Source organism: Vibrio sp. 1562 (genome assembly GCF_033340155.1).
Classification (GTDB): domain Bacteria; phylum Pseudomonadota; class Gammaproteobacteria; order Enterobacterales; family Vibrionaceae; genus Vibrio; species Vibrio alginolyticus.
The window spans coordinates 1-15071 of record NZ_JAWOVY010000041.1 but is presented as its reverse complement, the minus strand read 5'-3'; the positions used below and the strand labels follow the sequence as shown (position 1 = coordinate 15071).

Genomic DNA, 15071 nt, shown 5'->3' with positions numbered 1-15071 from the left:
CGGCCAGAATCCGTAATTAACCGGCTGTCATCCACATCGTTTGCAATCGGTGATAGCAATGGACCTAGTTCACTTGATGTGAGCATATTGAGCACCGGCATCAATGAGGCCACCATCTTTGAATAGTGGGTTCTGTCATGCTCAAACATACTCAATAGCCCCTCTAAATCAGTATTGGCGGCAACGGGCTGAATGCGTTCGTAGTAGAAAAGCAGCATCGCCATAGCTTGTTTAGCTAAGGTATTGGCCTTTTCGGTAAAGCGCTTGATCTCCACACTAAAGTTCGGATACACCTGCTCCCCCCAGGCTGTGACGGCTTTTACTACCAAGCCTTCCGGGCCACCTTCCAAGAATCGTCTCAGTGTTTTCAGATCAGGACGCTGTGAAGTAAGCAACAGACCTTGCACTATGTTATTCAGTGCCATTTGGCCAAAGGCTTTAAATGGATCAGCACCGGTTTCAGATGGTATTAATGCCGCAATTCGGCTGGCGATTTCAGTACCCCGGTTAAAGTTCCTCAGGGGATTAAGTCGTACTGAATGCTCTGGAAACCCCGGATGAAAATACACAAAGCGCTCAGGACTACCGGCGGCAATACAGGCTCGCTGTGCATTATCCTTAAGTTCTTTGTCTCCCTTGGGGTCAATAATAATCACGGCTTCATTGCGCAAAATGGCCTGAGTGATCATCGCATCAAAGCAACGGGTTTTTCCGGCACCGGTTGTGCCGACAATTAAGGTATGGCCTTCTGTGTGACCAACTGGCTGGTACACATCTTCTTCTTTGGGCTCAACACCATGAATCCAGGTTGAACCCATTTGTTTGCCGTGACCTTGGTTAAGCAAGGTTTGCTTATCCCGCTTTAGGATTTCATAAGCGCGTTGGGCATGACGTTGATCCCACTCAAAGCCATACCCTAACCACAATTCATCAGGATGTTTTGCCATCACCTTTTGCAAATGCGACAGCTCCATAAATGCCAATGGTTTGCCTTTTAGCCCCATCTGCAACTTATAAAGGCGATAAGCCTCAGGAAGGCGATACAACGCCATGCTCGAGGAAATCCCTGTCATCCACCAAAATGGTTCGGGCGGTAACTCTGTCAGCATTTCTGCGGCAATCGCCCCAGTGGCTCCAACCAGCCAACCAGCTGCTGCCATGGCTTCATAGTTCGTGCGCCAGGGCATCTCATATGCGTTTTCTTTCATTCATTCTCCGCAAAATAACTGTTTGCAATCCGATTAATTTCAAATGGATTAACGCTTAGCGTGAGCGGTAAACAGAACCGTTTCCCCCTCATCAAACTGGCATTGGTCACTGGCCGAGATCCCCCGAAGCAGCTGTCCGGCTGGAATACCATGCTCATTGGCGACTTGGCGTAAGGTTTGAATCGTGACGCGAATGCCATCGGCACTATGATCCACGTCTGGGTAATCACCATCGGTCAGTAAGATGGGCATATCTTTCACAAAATTAACCATCTGTTGCCGCTGCGCGTGTTTGGGGTCGGTACTTGAGTTCGCATTGGCCGCAATCGGCTTTTGCTTTCGCTCCGTTCTTGTGGCGGGTTCTTTTGCTTGGGCATTGGTTGTCTCAGTTCGACTCGGTCGCGGTGAAGCCTCTTCGTTCTGAATTGCTGCCGCCGGTTCTGCGTCTTGTTTGGGAAGGTCAATCAGTGCAGTAAGCCCTTTAGAAATCGATACTTTCAGCAGCAACCCTTGCTCCTGAACGCCATCTTTCGTAGTAATAGTTCTAGCCTTACGTGTCGGGTTTGCGGGATCTAGTTCAAGCCAATCTAATCGACTGAGTTCAGCAAGCAGTTTTCGGGGTTCACACCAAGGTCTTACGGCATCGGGATATCGGATCAGAAGCTGTTCACCAACCATAATCAACGCACCGCTGGCCTCTGAGAGCCACGCCAAAGATTCAGGCAGATTCAATGCCTCTGCATCGTGCTGGTTTACGTTATTTGAGATAGCGCCATCATATGAATTGTTAGGCTTTTCGCATTCATCACCTAGAGCATTTTCAGTTGCCTGAAGGTGATTAACATCACTGGCAAGACGAAGTTCATCATCTTGGTCGGACGATTTTGTCGATGGCGACTCAGACGAATTGCCGTGTTCGATTGATGATGACGCTTCAGGCAAGCATGGCTGATCACTGGAGCGACTCTGTGGCTCTGCTTGTGTTTGCTGTGTTGCTTCCCACTCAGATTTGCTAAACAGTCTCACGCTACTTGGTACATTCGAGCTGAACAATAAATCGGCCTCAGATATATGCAGCATGGGTAACCAGATTGGCTTGCCGTCTTTGATCAGCACTTCAGGGGCAAGGCTTTCATATCGCTCATTCGAGGCGGATTTAGTGGCTAATCCTCGCTCAATAAGGATGTCCGCAAGGGTATCGGGATCTCTTGGGATGCCAGGTATCTTGTCTTTGGCCAACAGCTCAATGATGTCCTTAGCCGCGCTTTTCCAAACCAGGTAAAGATGGGTTGATTGATTCGATTTTCGTATCCAAACTCTGGCATCTCGCTGATTGACCAACCATTGCGAACTGGCAAGTAATCGCCTCATGGCATCAAGTAGATAGCGTTCGACTGGGACACCAAGGGCATTGTCGTCAACGGAAATTCGTTGCGCTTTAAGGTCTCTCTGGACACTGGTTTGGTCAGCTTCAATAACCAATTTAGACAGGACATGCTCGGGATCGGTATTGCCAATCGCTTCCAGCATGGCTTGCAAAATCTCAGGGCCAGGTTGAGTTAACCAGGCGAGCAACTCAGGTGTCATCACCCGGTTTAACACCAGAATTGAAAATTGCTCGTGCCGCTTACACCGCCCGTCGCGCCAGCGAATGAAATAGCGTTCAATGCTGTTATTAGTGGTCCACTGAGATAAGGTTTCTAAAAAAGGGTTCCACTGATAGCGTCCATCTTCGTCTGTGATGGACAAATCTGAAACAGGTTTACCTATATCATGGAACAAACCGCCAAGAGCCGCCGCAACACGCCACCTTGGTTCAAGCTCTTTTTTCTCAACCGGTGTGCCACTGGCAACAAAGATGATCCCCTCAGCTGCTTGTGCAGCCCAGAAAGCAACTTCCAAGGAATGACGTAATAAACCACCAGCGCCACTGTGATGATGATGCTCAGAAGCTGGCAACAAATGAACATAAGCAGCCAGATGCTCAATGCAGGGCTGAATCAGCCTTTGAAAATCACGCTGATTAAAGCCAAGTACTTGGCGCAGTTTGGCAATTAGCTCGTCTTGTGTGGACTGCAAATCCTCGGGTGACGCAGCTGGCAACCCCTTTAGGAATGGCGGGTAGCGTGGAATGTCTGTATCCAGTTGAGATGACAGCTCTGGTAATGCTTTGGCTTGAAAAAATAGGTTTTTGAACATAGTGAACCTCCGACACGATAGTGTGAAGGTTCATAAACTCACCGGCGGTGAATTAGATGTAAAAGAACCGCACCTATTTGACTAGGAAGTGGCGAAGCAGTTTTGTCTTAATTGAAACTAATTTTGCAAAGGTTTCCAACTTTTAGAAAAGCCAGCGCTTTTCGAAGTTGGCGCATTTGCAGGACGTTTCATTTTCACAGTCATAGGAAATGGGAAATCGACTCCTAACAGCAACGCTTCTCCTTGACCCAAGACAGGGAGAAAAGATGCTGAACGTTGATCAATAGCGCCAACAGCCTTTTTTACAATTTCTTGGTCCAGCTGATTGGTCAACCTATGCACAATAAGTGTACCAATCTGACTTAAAACATCTTCAGGAATGTCACGTGGTCGCTGAGTAGCAATGATGGTATTTAAACCATACTTTCTACCTTCTTTAGCAATATTCCCAAAGGCATCCAACTCAAACCTGTTCGTTTCTTCACCAATTCGCTTATTGAGAAATTGATGAGCTTCATCAATAAATACTAATAGAGGTGCACCATGATTTATTGCGCCTTGCCTGGCTACGGATAACAATTTTCTACCAATGGCATTAACAAGTATTTCTCTTGAGTTTGCTTCAAATGGAACTTCAGAAAGATCTAATCTCAGCACATTATTGCTACTTATTGGCGAACAGAAATCATCAATAAGATTAGGTAATGTCTTTAATTTATCATCCGGGTCAATCATCCATTTTAAATTTGGGTTGTTTGAATAGGCTTTAATCCGAGCTATCAGGTTTAAACAGTGGCCAACATCATTATCAGCTCTACCGCCCCAAATAGTTGGGTTAGGATTACTAGCATTACCGCCATTTGGCCACACACACTCGTTTACAATTTGGTCAGCAATGTATTTAAACATCCATGGGGCTGTCTGGATAGAGCTATTCATAGACAATAGAGCAGCTTCGTAAGGAGCCTTTGCTTGGCCAGATTTGTTCAAAAGGTAATTTGCATTGATATCAAGGCCATGATTTTGTTGCTGCCAAAATTGCCAAACTATTTTCTGACTCTCGATAGCAGCCTCCAGTTTAGGCGCTTGGCTTTGTGCTGAAGGCCTTAAAAAGGCTCTAATATCTGAGTCTGTAAACTGCCAATGTGGAAAAGTTAACTGATTCAATGGAGTTGCTTTTGCATGATTCCCAACATAGTAACTGTCACAGCCAAGTGACTCATATTCCCCCGTCGGGTCAATAATAATTGCTTTGCCTCCAGCCTTAATCACTTGCTCTATGATGTTTGTCATCGAGTAACTTTTCCCGCCACCTGTTGCTCCTAAAATAGCGCAATGGCGTGAAAATAATTTTTCTGGGGTAACGTGAACAGTTACGGATTCATCATGCGGAAGTGAAGCTAACGGTAAATGAATTTGGCCTGGCTCTTCATCTTGTTTACCTTCAGCGATTATTGATACCAGATACGGGTGAGCTGAATATATTTGGCTACCTAATCTCGGATGCTGCTTAATTCCTTTGTAGTTACGACCATTAGCTGGGTTCAAACTCACCAATAATTGAACAAGTCCAATTGGATGATTTTCAGATGGTTTATCAGCCAAACCGTCAACACTTAATCTCTCACCACCCTCAATCCACACTTTCACTAAGCGCCCAAGTATCGCTGTTTCACCTATGTCGATGAATACAAATTCATTTACTTCTCCAGCGGCTATTCGATTTCCGAATGACCAACTAGGCTCACCAGATCCCGCTTTAGATAAGTTAATGATAAGCTCGGTTGCAGATACGCTAATGACGCTACCAATCCGTCTTGTTGGATCGTACGGGGAAAACCACTTTTTCCGCTCCATGAATAGTCTCCCTTATTTAATACTCGCTGTGATTTTCTCAAATGCTTTGAAGAGTTCGTCCTCGGGAGTTGTTGATCTTCGTTCAGGTAGCAGACTAGAAAACTGTTTAAACGTTGAATCCATTATCGCGATTCTGCCATCCCCATGGTCAATAGCGGCCATTAGCAGATTCCTAATCTCATTATTAAATGAACCCGTTACACTGAATGGGTCTTTCGTTGCAACCATCAGCATAAACTCAGGATTAGTCCTAAGCGCCATAGTTAGCGCATTATTTATATGCTTATCATTAAAACCAAAACCTAGGCACAATACAGCCGTTTTTGGTTGTTTAACTACTTCCAAAAAAGAAGTCATCATATCTAAGTAAGGAGAATCATAAGATGTCTGATACTTGCTACTGCTTGGATAGATAAAAACAGGTTCACCAATTTTGCTATCAGCACCTAGCTTTCTAACTCTACCGTTAAATTTTCTCCAGTCCACAGAGCCATGCATCTTGTATAGCTGAACCACATTGGATATGTATGCGCCTTCACTGCTCTTGGAATGTCCACGGTTCACTATGTCATACTTGAACCACATAGGATTAAAAAAAGAGGGGTTAGAAAACTCAAAACCATCGATAACAACAAAACCAGTATTTGATGCAGCGTGCTCAAAAGCCAAGTCATAATTAGTCGTGAAAAGTTTAAGTCGTTGTTGCTGAGCACTCCTCCTACCTACTGCACGCATAAATTTATTATGACTAACCCAGTCTGATTCAGGGATCGATTCAGTAAAGCTAGTTTTAGCTAAAATTATGTTTTTGGCTTGCTCAAGGAACTTACTTACTTGATTAATTCTTTGATTTGAAAGGTTCCCAACGGCTAAAGAGGAATCGCATAGAGACAATAATAGTTCAATGTCAGGCTTTGCATCTCCGTTTTCTTCACGATGTTTTTGAATAGCATCATAATTTGTTGCCTTCAAAACCAATTGGAAAAGATTCTCATCTGCTTTTTTACAATAGTCCCAAAGGTGCCACATACTTGGAGCGATAGGCGCTTTGTTCTGCTGAGAAAGCTTATTAAATGTTAAAGACGTGCCTGAACCAGCCAGTATGACTAAGTTATCAGTATCTAAAACTTTATTGATAAAACGAAAGAATGTGGCCAGCTCGTCATCTAAGTCATCATTAGAAAGATCAATTTCGATTGGCTCTCTCTTCGAAGACGCGGAGTTCCTTTTTATGTCTGATGACAAAAACCTTACTATGTTTTCATTTTCCATTTTGTTAATTCACCTTCCACGTAAAAGACAACTAGCCTATAAATCAATAAATTTCAGACGCTTGCGCTATTTGACTTCGTTCCTGAACAGCACGTCATAACACTTATATCTGCCCACCCACACCTTTGAATTTTTCAACAAAAGCGGCAATTTTCTGAAAAACCGTTTGCTTCTGGGTTCGGTACTGTGGGTTCAATGGGCTAAGTTTGGGCAGCGCTTCATTAAGAGCAGTTCCATTTTCAGAGGCGTACTCACGTTTGAGTGATGACGCAATATAGCGTTTGGCAGCATCGATATTGAGCTTTTCAGAGGCAATAATGGCATCGGCTTCGCGCTTCTGCTCCGCCTGGGCGAATTTGAAGAATGCGTCGATAATGCTGGCTTTGTCATTGATCTCATCTAGGTTTGTCTGGTTAATAAAATCAACCACCAAGCTCTCTTTCGCTCTATTGCCAAGGCTACCGCGGATCATACGGCGGACTTCTTCAATCAAGCCTTCTTTGCTCTTGTTCTTCTTATTGTGATCAAAAATCAGTTCAAGAATGTAATCGAGGTTGATTTCTTGCGATTTAAGCAAATCAATTTCAAAGACCACATCGTCCCAGTCTACCGTTGACTTATCTTTGTCCTGACCTTCTTTATCGCGTCGCAACCAGTCACGGGTATCGTTGTAAGTAGAGCGATAATCTTGGATAGCACGTTCGCTCGGCATATCGATAGCTTGCATTGTCTCGATGTCAGCATCGTCCAGATAGTACTTTGCCTTGAACTCTTCAACAGCTTGTTCATCACTGGTATCTAAGCTTTGCAGCGCTTTTAATCCAGCAAACTCATCGTAGTTTTGTAGAATATTTTCTGCTTTTAGGTATTCACCAAACAGCTTGGCAAACTCTTTTTTATCTTGTTCTTTTTCAATATTTTCTGGGTTTGGAAAGCGTTCTTGCAGCTCTTTTACGATATCAACAAAACCTCGACGCGCTTGGCCAGTAGCAATATCGTTAAAGCCTTCCATGTATTCTTTGTAGCTCTTCTCCAACACCACGTTTTTGGTGTTTTTGTCACCAAACAAGGTAATGGCGTCAATGGTTGCCTGTTCCAAGTCCCGGAAGGTAACAATATTGCCAAAGGTCTTCGTTGCATCATAAATGCGATTGGTGCGAGAAAACGCCTGCATCAAGCCGTGATAGCGCAAATTCTTATCAACAAACAAGGTGTTAAGCGTAGGCGCATCAAAGCCCGTTAAAAACATACCGACCACTATGAGTAGATCAATTTCTTGATTCTTAACTCGCTGGGCAAGGTCACGGTAATAATTCTGAAAACCATTACTGTCCACGCCATAGTTAGATTTAAACATGGCGTTGTAATCGTTAATCGCGGCGCTCAAAAACTCTTTTGCGCTGCTGTTCATGGCACTGACTTCAAAACTCTCATCTAAAATATCACCAATGGCGTCCTGCTCTTCATTGGCAGCAAATGAGAAGATAGTCGCAATACGCAGAGGTTTACTTGTAGGTCCATTTTCGGCCTCGGCCTGCAATGTTTTAAAGGTTTCATAGTACGCTTTCGCTGCATCAACACTACTGACCGCAAACATGGCGTTAAACCCTTTGGCACCAGAATAGGCTCGATGCGTTTTCTGGTTAAAATGGTTCAGAATATACTGCGAGATTTCACGAATGCGCATTGGATGTAAGAAAGCTTTCTTGTTCTCCGCCGCACTGAGCTTCTTATCATCCTGCTCAGTCTCAATGCTCTTAAATTGAGGACGAACATCGTTATAGTCCACTTTGAACTTGAGTACTTTTTCATCACGAATGGCGTCAGTGATCACATAAGTGTGCAACTGCTGGCCAAACACGCTGCCCGTGGTTTCAGCACCCAAGGCGTTTTCAGGGAAAATTGGCGTACCAGTAAAGCCAAACTGGTAGTACTTTTTGAATTTCTTCTTCAGGTTTTTCTGCGCTTCACCGAACTGGCTTCGATGACACTCATCAAAAATAAAGACAACCTGCTTGTTGTAGATAGCTAAATCGCTTTCACTTTTGATTAAGTTGTTGAGCTTTTGGATTGTGGTAACAACAATCTTGTTATCGTCTTTATCCAGGTTGCTTTTTAGCCCTGCGGTACTGTCTGAACCGTTCACACTATCAGGTGAGAACCGCTGGTACTCTTTCATGGTCTGATAGTCGAGGTCTTTTCGGTCCACCACAAAAAAGACTTTATCGATACAGTCTAAATCGGTGGCCAAACGTGCCGCTTTAAAGCTAGTGAGTGTTTTTCCTGAACCCGTGGTGTGCCAAATGTACCCGCCGCTCTCGGTGTTGCTCCAATTCTTAGCGTTAAACGCGCTCTTTATCTTCCATAAAATGCGCTCAGTGGCCGCAATCTGGTAGGGGCGCATTACAAGTAAGGTATTGCTGACATCAAATACCGAGTAACGCAAGATCACTTCAAGTAAGGTCTCTTTCTGGAAAAAAGTGGCGGTAAAGTCTTTTAAATCCTTGATCAGCGTATTGTCTGACTTCGCCCAGTTCATCGTGAAGTCGAAGCTGTTTTTGTCGCGCTTAGTGGTATTGGCAAAATAGCGCGTGTCGGTGCCATTCGAGATCACAAACAACTGCAAGAACTTGTACAACGAGTTCTCTGCATTAAAACTTTCTTTGCTGTAGCGATGTATTTGGTTAAACGCCTCACGGATCGCCACACCACGCTTTTTCAGTTCAATTTGCACCAAAGGCAAACCATTGACCAAAATCGTCACATCGTACCGATTGGCATGGCTTCCCGTTTGCTCAAACTGCTTGATCACCTGCACTTTGTTACGCGCAATGGTTTTCTTGTCGAACAGGTAGATGTTTTCTATATGGCCATCATCAAAGACAAAATCGAAGATATAGTCACTGTGCACCTTGCGGGTTTTGTCGAGAATATTGTCGCTGGGTGTGTTCAGATACTGCTCGCAAAAGCGAGTCCACTCGGCATCAGTTAACTCGACCTTATTAAGGGCTTGTAGCTGCTTGCGTACATTCGCCAGCATGGCGTCTGGCGTCGTTAGCGCAGGTAAATACTCATAGCCTTGGTTGCTTAGGTCCTGAATCAGTTCACGCTCTAAATCACTTTCGCTCTGGTAGCCCTCAGCAATTTGGTCTTGTCGTGTATATTTATCTAAAACAATAAAGTTATTCGATTCTGCAATACTTTTATAGTTGGTCATTGTAATTCCTGCTTCTTGAATCCATAAGTGTTTATTAAGTAACCAACCAAGGTTTCTAATTTATCCTTGTCTTTATCTTCTAGATCCGAGATCTCGTCGCCAGCATGAGCAGAGTGGCTGGATAAATTAAGGATTCTATTGGCGAATGGATCTGGCTTTCCGTCTTGAGATTTTTGAAGAAGTGCAGGCCAATAGTTATAACCTAGGAAAGTGGCCATTTTCTCAAGAACATTTCTCAGAAGACTAAAATGATACTTTCTGATTTGTCTGTCATTAATGGCTTTCTGAAGCTCATTTAGAAGGAATAAGTGATAAGAAAACGGCGAGTCTGTCGGTTGTTCAGGTAGTTCAAAATCACCATCAGCCAGCTTTTCTAATCGGTATTTTTGAAATTCCTTATTTGGCTTATAGATTGGTTTGAAAGTACCATCGGCCTGCTTTTGATAAGCCTTATTATTGAGCTCATTGCAGAGCACATTATAAAAAAGGGGACTATGCGTTGTTATGATAAATTTTAAGTCTGACGTACTAGACTTGATCAAACCTGCTAAATCAACCGCTAATTCAATTAAATGACTATCATCCAATGAACTCACTGGATCATCAATAAATACGTATTCTAAAGCATCAAACTTATCAGTAATTCTATTAGTAACATCTGGCTCATTAAGGGTGGAAACAACTTGTTGTAAAAGAGTGTACATAACACTCCATACAAAGTTACTTTCCTCACCTTTTGAAATTTTTATTACTTCGTATTTACCCTGAACGACATTTTCGACACCATCAGTCGCGGCAGTACCTGGCTCATAGTTGACAGGTTCATTTGCGGCGACTTGAAAAGTGACCTCAGAAAACGCAGGTATCGTTACTTCCTTTTCATCAATTTTAGCTTTGTATTTTTCATTGAATATTGGAGTAGCTTTGCTACCCGTATAACGTTGAAAGTTTGTAGCGATGTTGCCGTCTTCGCCCAACTCTTTTAACAAGTCTATCAACCAACCCGTAAAAGTATTTGGTTGTATTTTTAACTTTGGCCTTGAATCTACTTTTAAATCGTTATCCCAATAAAACAGGTCTTCCGTAAAGGCGTTGTAGTACAGAAACTTATCACGAGTTTTCTCACCATCTTCTTCACTATCATTGTTTTGTGTAGAAGGAACAATTTCCTCCTTAAAAGCTCGTGATAAACGCGTTTTACCTGTGCCATTAAAGGCATAGATCAACTGTACCTTTTTATTCTTGCTGATTAAGTCGTTAGCTATGTCCTTTAGTTCCTTACCCATATTAAGCAACTGCCTCTTCAGATTTCGGGAAGCTCAACAATAGGTCACGATAATACTCGTATTGCTTTTGGCGGAGTTCTATTTCGCGGGGCAGACCTTCTTTAATTGAACAGGTCAAAGAATCAAATTTATCTAAGATAGCCACAATGCGTTCTTTTTCTTTAGGCGCTGGATTTGGAATATTTATACTTTCCAAGTTCTTCTTATTCAACTTTGGTTGGGCTGCTCCAGAAATGTAAGGAGTTAGGTCGATACTGTTCAGATAGTATTCAACGTACTTCCTCTCCGCGTAAGTTTCAAATTTAAGCACGTGAGCATGATTATTTACCCATGTTTTACCACTAATACTAAATGCTATAGGCGTATTACGGGCTAATAAATTTGCGCCATCCTCAGAGACTAATAAGTAATCACCGTCAAATATGTAATCCTTGACATAATCCACAATACCAGATGCGCCGTAATATGGAATTTCGCCAGCTTCTCTCAGACCACTGGTTATAGGTTTACGCTTTGAGTCCAGATTTTCTGCAAGCTCACCTAACGTCTTCCACTCAACTTCACCCTCTTCAAAACTCAACAACTGGTCGCGGTAGTAGTTGTATTGTTTTTTCCGCATGTTAAGCTCGGCGGTCAGCTCGGCGGTCATGGCGGTAAATGCGTCCAGAATACGCACTATTTCAGCTTGTATTGCTAGCGATTTTTCTGGCTTATCTGGGCATGGGATTGGGACTGCAATTTTTTCAACCTGATGACTCATTAGCTTCGGATTACCCATACCTGAGTAAACGTACTTTTTAGCTTCAGTTGTCAACCAATAATACAAGTACTTATAGTTTAAAAGGTTTTCATCTATGATCTTCATGAGACCACAAACATTTGTAATTGAAAATTTCCCTTTACGATAAAATATAGTGCCCGCATTTGCGCCATCGGTGGTCCAACTAATATATTCACCATCAAAATCGTAAGTGTCGATTGAGCCAATCATTCCATCATTTGCTGTTTGAGAGCTATAAACAGGGAATATTCCTGTATTTTCAGACAGGAACCCTTTTGACATAACTCTCCCTCGGCGTAATGTTACTAAATCACCTAAAGCTTGCCATTCAGTACCCACGCCTTCTAATAGCTTCTCTAAATAGTTCAAGTGACTCATACCTCAACCTCCTCTCCTTCAATTTCGGAGACAATCGCATCAATATCATGGCGAAGTTGAGTGATTTTAGCGACGGTGGTTTTAAGCTCTGCATTAAGCTCTGCAATATTCACTAACTCGCGGATGTCTTTAGCTTCCACATAACTGCTCACCGAGAGGTTGTAGCTATTGCCTGCTATGACGTCCAAATCAACCGATTTAGCAAAGTGATCAACGTTCTCTTTGCTGGCAAACACTTTCATGATGTCTTCAATGTGCTGCTCAGTCAGCACGTTGTTGTTGGTTTCTTTTTTAAACAAACCGCTGGCATCAATAAACTGGGTGGTAGTGTCAGTTTTGTGCTTAGACAGCACTAAAATATTCACCGCAATGGTGGTGCCAAAAAACAGGTTTGGTGCCAGTGAAATCACGGTTTCAACATAGTTGTTATCAACCAAGTACTGACGAATTTTTTGCTCAGCACCACCACGGTAAAAAATACCGGGGAAGCAAACAATCGCCGCTCGCCCTCTGCTGGATAGGTAACTTAGCGCATGAAGGACAAAGGCAAAGTCGGCTTTTGATTTGGGTGCAAGCACACCTGCGGGCGCAAAGCGGTCATCGTTGATTAGGGTTGGGTCGTCGCTACCAATCCATTTCACCGAATAAGGGGGGTTAGAGACAATCGCGTCGAAACCTCTATTGTTTCTCTCCTCCAAAAAGTGTGGTTCGATTAAGGTGTCACCCAACTGAATATTGAACTTGTCGTAGTTAATGTTATGCAAAAACATATTCATACGCGCTAAGTTGTAGGTGGTGTGATTAAGCTCTTGGCCAAAAAAACCATCTTCAATGATATGCGCATCAAAGTGCTTTTTAGCTTGTAACAGCAACGAGCCCGAACCCGCCGCAGGGTCATAGATTTTATTCACACTGGTTTGGCCGTGCATGGCCAGCTGCGCGATCAATTTTGAAACGTGCTGAGGGGTGAAAAATTCGCCACCGGATTTACCCGCATTGGCGGCATAGTTTGAAATTAGGAACTCATAGGCATCACCGAATAAATCAATTTGGTTGTCTTCAAAATTACCGAAGGTTAAACCTGCCACGCCTTTTAAAACGGCTGCCAGGCGTTTGTTTTTTGCCTCTACCGTATTACCCAGACGATTACTGGTGGTATCAAAATCCGCAAACAAGCCTTTGATGTCTTTTTCTGAATCATAGCCATTGGCTGAGTTTTCGATTGCAGCAAAAATTGCTGCCAAATCCGTATTTAAATTTTCGTTTTTGTGTGCATTAGCCGCTACATTGCTAAACAACTGGCTAGGGTAAAGAAAATAGCCTTTGGTTTTAATGGCATCTTCTTTAGCAAACTTGATGTTTTCATCATCGTCAGACATGGCAGCATAATTAACGCTCTCATCTCCGCCTGTGATGTAGTTGACAAAGTTTTCACTGATAAAACGGTAGAACAGCGTACCCAGTACATATTGTTTAAAATCCCAGCCATCCACTGAGCCTCGAACATCGTTGGCAATCGCCCATATTTGGCGTTGAAGTTCGGCACGTTGTTGTAAACTTGTCATATGTTAATTCCTGCTTTTAATTCGTTTATGGGTTATGCAATATTCACTGTCGTCGAACATCATTCGTTAAACCCTGGAGCTAAATTCAAATTTCCGACCCCGTAGAGTGTCGGAGTATTCTTTAACCAAAGTTGATATTCAGTGCCTTGAAGGCTGTGTGCTTTGGAACAATCCACATGCCATTGGCGAAGCAAATACCCAGCGGTTGCCGCTCTAATCTCAACCTTTAGAACGCCACCCGTCATGCCATAGTCCAGCTCTATCGCTTCGCTGTGCTCTATGCGTGGATGCGGCACTAACTCTAGCTCTACAAAGCGGTTCCATTGCCGGTCTTGGGTTTCGAGCTCGGTTTCAGACAAAGTGGAACCTTCAAGCACAGCCGCTGCTTTAATTCGGGTCAGTACAAAGTCACGAAACTCATTATGCTTGCGGTCAAAACCACGAACGTGCCAACGCAGGCCATTGTCCACCAGCGTATGCGGCACAATTTCACGCGTGGTTTCACCGCTCGATAACGACACATAGGTGATACGCAAGGCTTTGCCTTTGTGTATGGCCTCGGTGACTTTCGCTACTATCGATAAACTCGGCTTGTTAAGGTGATAAGGCGCTTCACACGCAAGAGGTGGTTTTACCTTTCCAGTAAAACCATCACCGTACCCTTGGCTAATGGTTGCCAGTGTTCTCACAACGTCATAGTCGAACAAGGGCTCAAAAGCTTCACCACGCTTATGCAACTTGAGCTTTTGGTCATATTCAATGTTGCCTGGCGCAAGCTCTCGGTACATGGTGAAGTCTTTCGTTGCTTGTGCAGCGGCTATGCTGAAGCGATCGACTAAGTCCGCCCGTACCGCTTCTCCCTTAAACAATAAGGTGAAATCGATGTGAGCAATGCGATCCCTGGTTGCTTGTGGCAACTGCGCTATCTGCGAAAGCCGATCTGACTTCGCCACTACCGTTTGTTTCAGACCATCATTTGTCATGCGTCTTGTTTATCCAATTCAACCAGATTCTTAATACTCTGCTTATAAAGTAAGGACCGTCATCGCGTAATCACATTGAATAGTGTCACTCAATGCTGCTCTTTATCCGCAATGACTAATCAATCTCTACTGGTTGAAGCTGGACAGATGGCCATAAAACACTGAATAGGCTTCAACCTAATTAATTTTATTAGGTATCATCCTATCACAAATTATTTTGTAGGGAAGACTAAGCGGCAACTTTTTGTTCTGGATTACAATTGCCGCTGAGTCATGAGCGTGAAGACCTTGTTTTGTGCCAATGCTGATAGCCGCTATCAATGCG

9 protein-coding genes are annotated in these 15071 nt (G+C 43.4%); all 9 read right to left on the bottom strand.

All coding sequences use genetic code 11. The features are described 5' to 3' along the window. Positions 1-1208: conjugative transfer system coupling protein TraD (traD, locus tag R7Z49_RS22390; RefSeq protein WP_318112062.1), on the bottom strand; the 1208-nt coding region annotated here is incomplete at its 3' end. 48 nt (positions 1209-1256) lie between these two features. Beyond that, positions 1257-3407 carry a MobH family relaxase gene (gene mobH, locus R7Z49_RS22385; RefSeq protein WP_318112061.1) on the bottom strand — a complete coding sequence of 717 codons (2151 nt, stop codon included), beginning with the start codon at positions 3405-3407 and terminating at the stop codon, positions 1257-1259. A gap of 117 nt (positions 3408-3524) precedes the next feature. Next, complete coding sequence (locus tag R7Z49_RS22380) at positions 3525-5264, bottom strand: ATP-binding protein (RefSeq protein ID WP_136249871.1); 1740 nt, start codon at positions 5262-5264, stop codon at positions 3525-3527. A gap of 12 nt (positions 5265-5276) precedes the next feature. Further along, a complete protein-coding gene (locus R7Z49_RS22375) occupies positions 5277-6536 on the bottom strand; it encodes an SIR2 family protein (RefSeq protein WP_318112057.1) in 1260 nt (419 codons plus the stop codon). Positions 6537-6639: 103 nt separating this feature from the next. Continuing rightward, positions 6640-9753, bottom strand: coding sequence for an HsdR family type I site-specific deoxyribonuclease (locus tag R7Z49_RS22370; protein WP_140591453.1), 3114 nt, complete (start codon positions 9751-9753; stop codon positions 6640-6642). Then, on the bottom strand, positions 9750-11039 hold the full coding sequence (locus R7Z49_RS22365; protein ID WP_140591457.1) for an anticodon nuclease: 1290 nt from the start codon (positions 11037-11039) through the stop codon (positions 9750-9752). Before R7Z49_RS22365 ends, R7Z49_RS22370 begins: the two co-directional genes overlap by 4 nt. A gap of 1 nt (position 11040) precedes the next feature. Continuing rightward, positions 11041-12198 carry a restriction endonuclease subunit S gene (locus R7Z49_RS22360; protein WP_318112054.1) on the bottom strand — a complete coding sequence of 386 codons (1158 nt, stop codon included), beginning with the start codon at positions 12196-12198 and terminating at the stop codon, positions 11041-11043. After that, entirely contained in the window at positions 12195-13763 is a 1569-nt protein-coding gene (locus R7Z49_RS22355) for a type I restriction-modification system subunit M (RefSeq protein ID WP_318112052.1), read from the bottom strand. The genes R7Z49_RS22360 and R7Z49_RS22355 overlap by 4 nt, the downstream gene beginning before the upstream one ends. Before the next feature lie 59 nt (positions 13764-13822). Beyond that, positions 13823-14746 (bottom strand): WYL domain-containing protein, encoded by a 924-nt coding sequence (locus R7Z49_RS22350; RefSeq protein WP_318112050.1) that lies wholly within the window; start codon positions 14744-14746, stop codon positions 13823-13825. Positions 14747-15071 lie beyond the last annotated feature (325 nt).

Bases quoted from the DNA above. Each gene is read 5' to 3' on its own strand.
- R7Z49_RS22350 (WP_318112050.1), bottom strand. From the start codon at position 14,746: ATGACAAATGATGGTCTGAAACAAACGGTAGTGGCGAAGTCAGATCGG.
- mobH (WP_318112061.1), bottom strand. From the start codon at position 3,407: ATGTTCAAAAACCTATTTTTTCAAGCCAAAGCATTACCAGAGCTGTCA.
- R7Z49_RS22375 (WP_318112057.1), bottom strand. From the start codon at position 6,536: ATGGAAAATGAAAACATAGTAAGGTTTTTGTCATCAGACATAAAAAGG.
- R7Z49_RS22365 (WP_140591457.1), bottom strand. From the start codon at position 11,039: ATGGGTAAGGAACTAAAGGACATAGCTAACGACTTAATCAGCAAGAAT.
- R7Z49_RS22355 (WP_318112052.1), bottom strand. From the start codon at position 13,763: ATGACAAGTTTACAACAACGTGCCGAACTTCAACGCCAAATATGGGCG.
- R7Z49_RS22380 (WP_136249871.1), bottom strand. From the start codon at position 5,264: ATGGAGCGGAAAAAGTGGTTTTCCCCGTACGATCCAACAAGACGGATT.
- R7Z49_RS22370 (WP_140591453.1), bottom strand. From the start codon at position 9,753: ATGACCAACTATAAAAGTATTGCAGAATCGAATAACTTTATTGTTTTA.
- R7Z49_RS22360 (WP_318112054.1), bottom strand. From the start codon at position 12,198: ATGAGTCACTTGAACTATTTAGAGAAGCTATTAGAAGGCGTGGGTACT.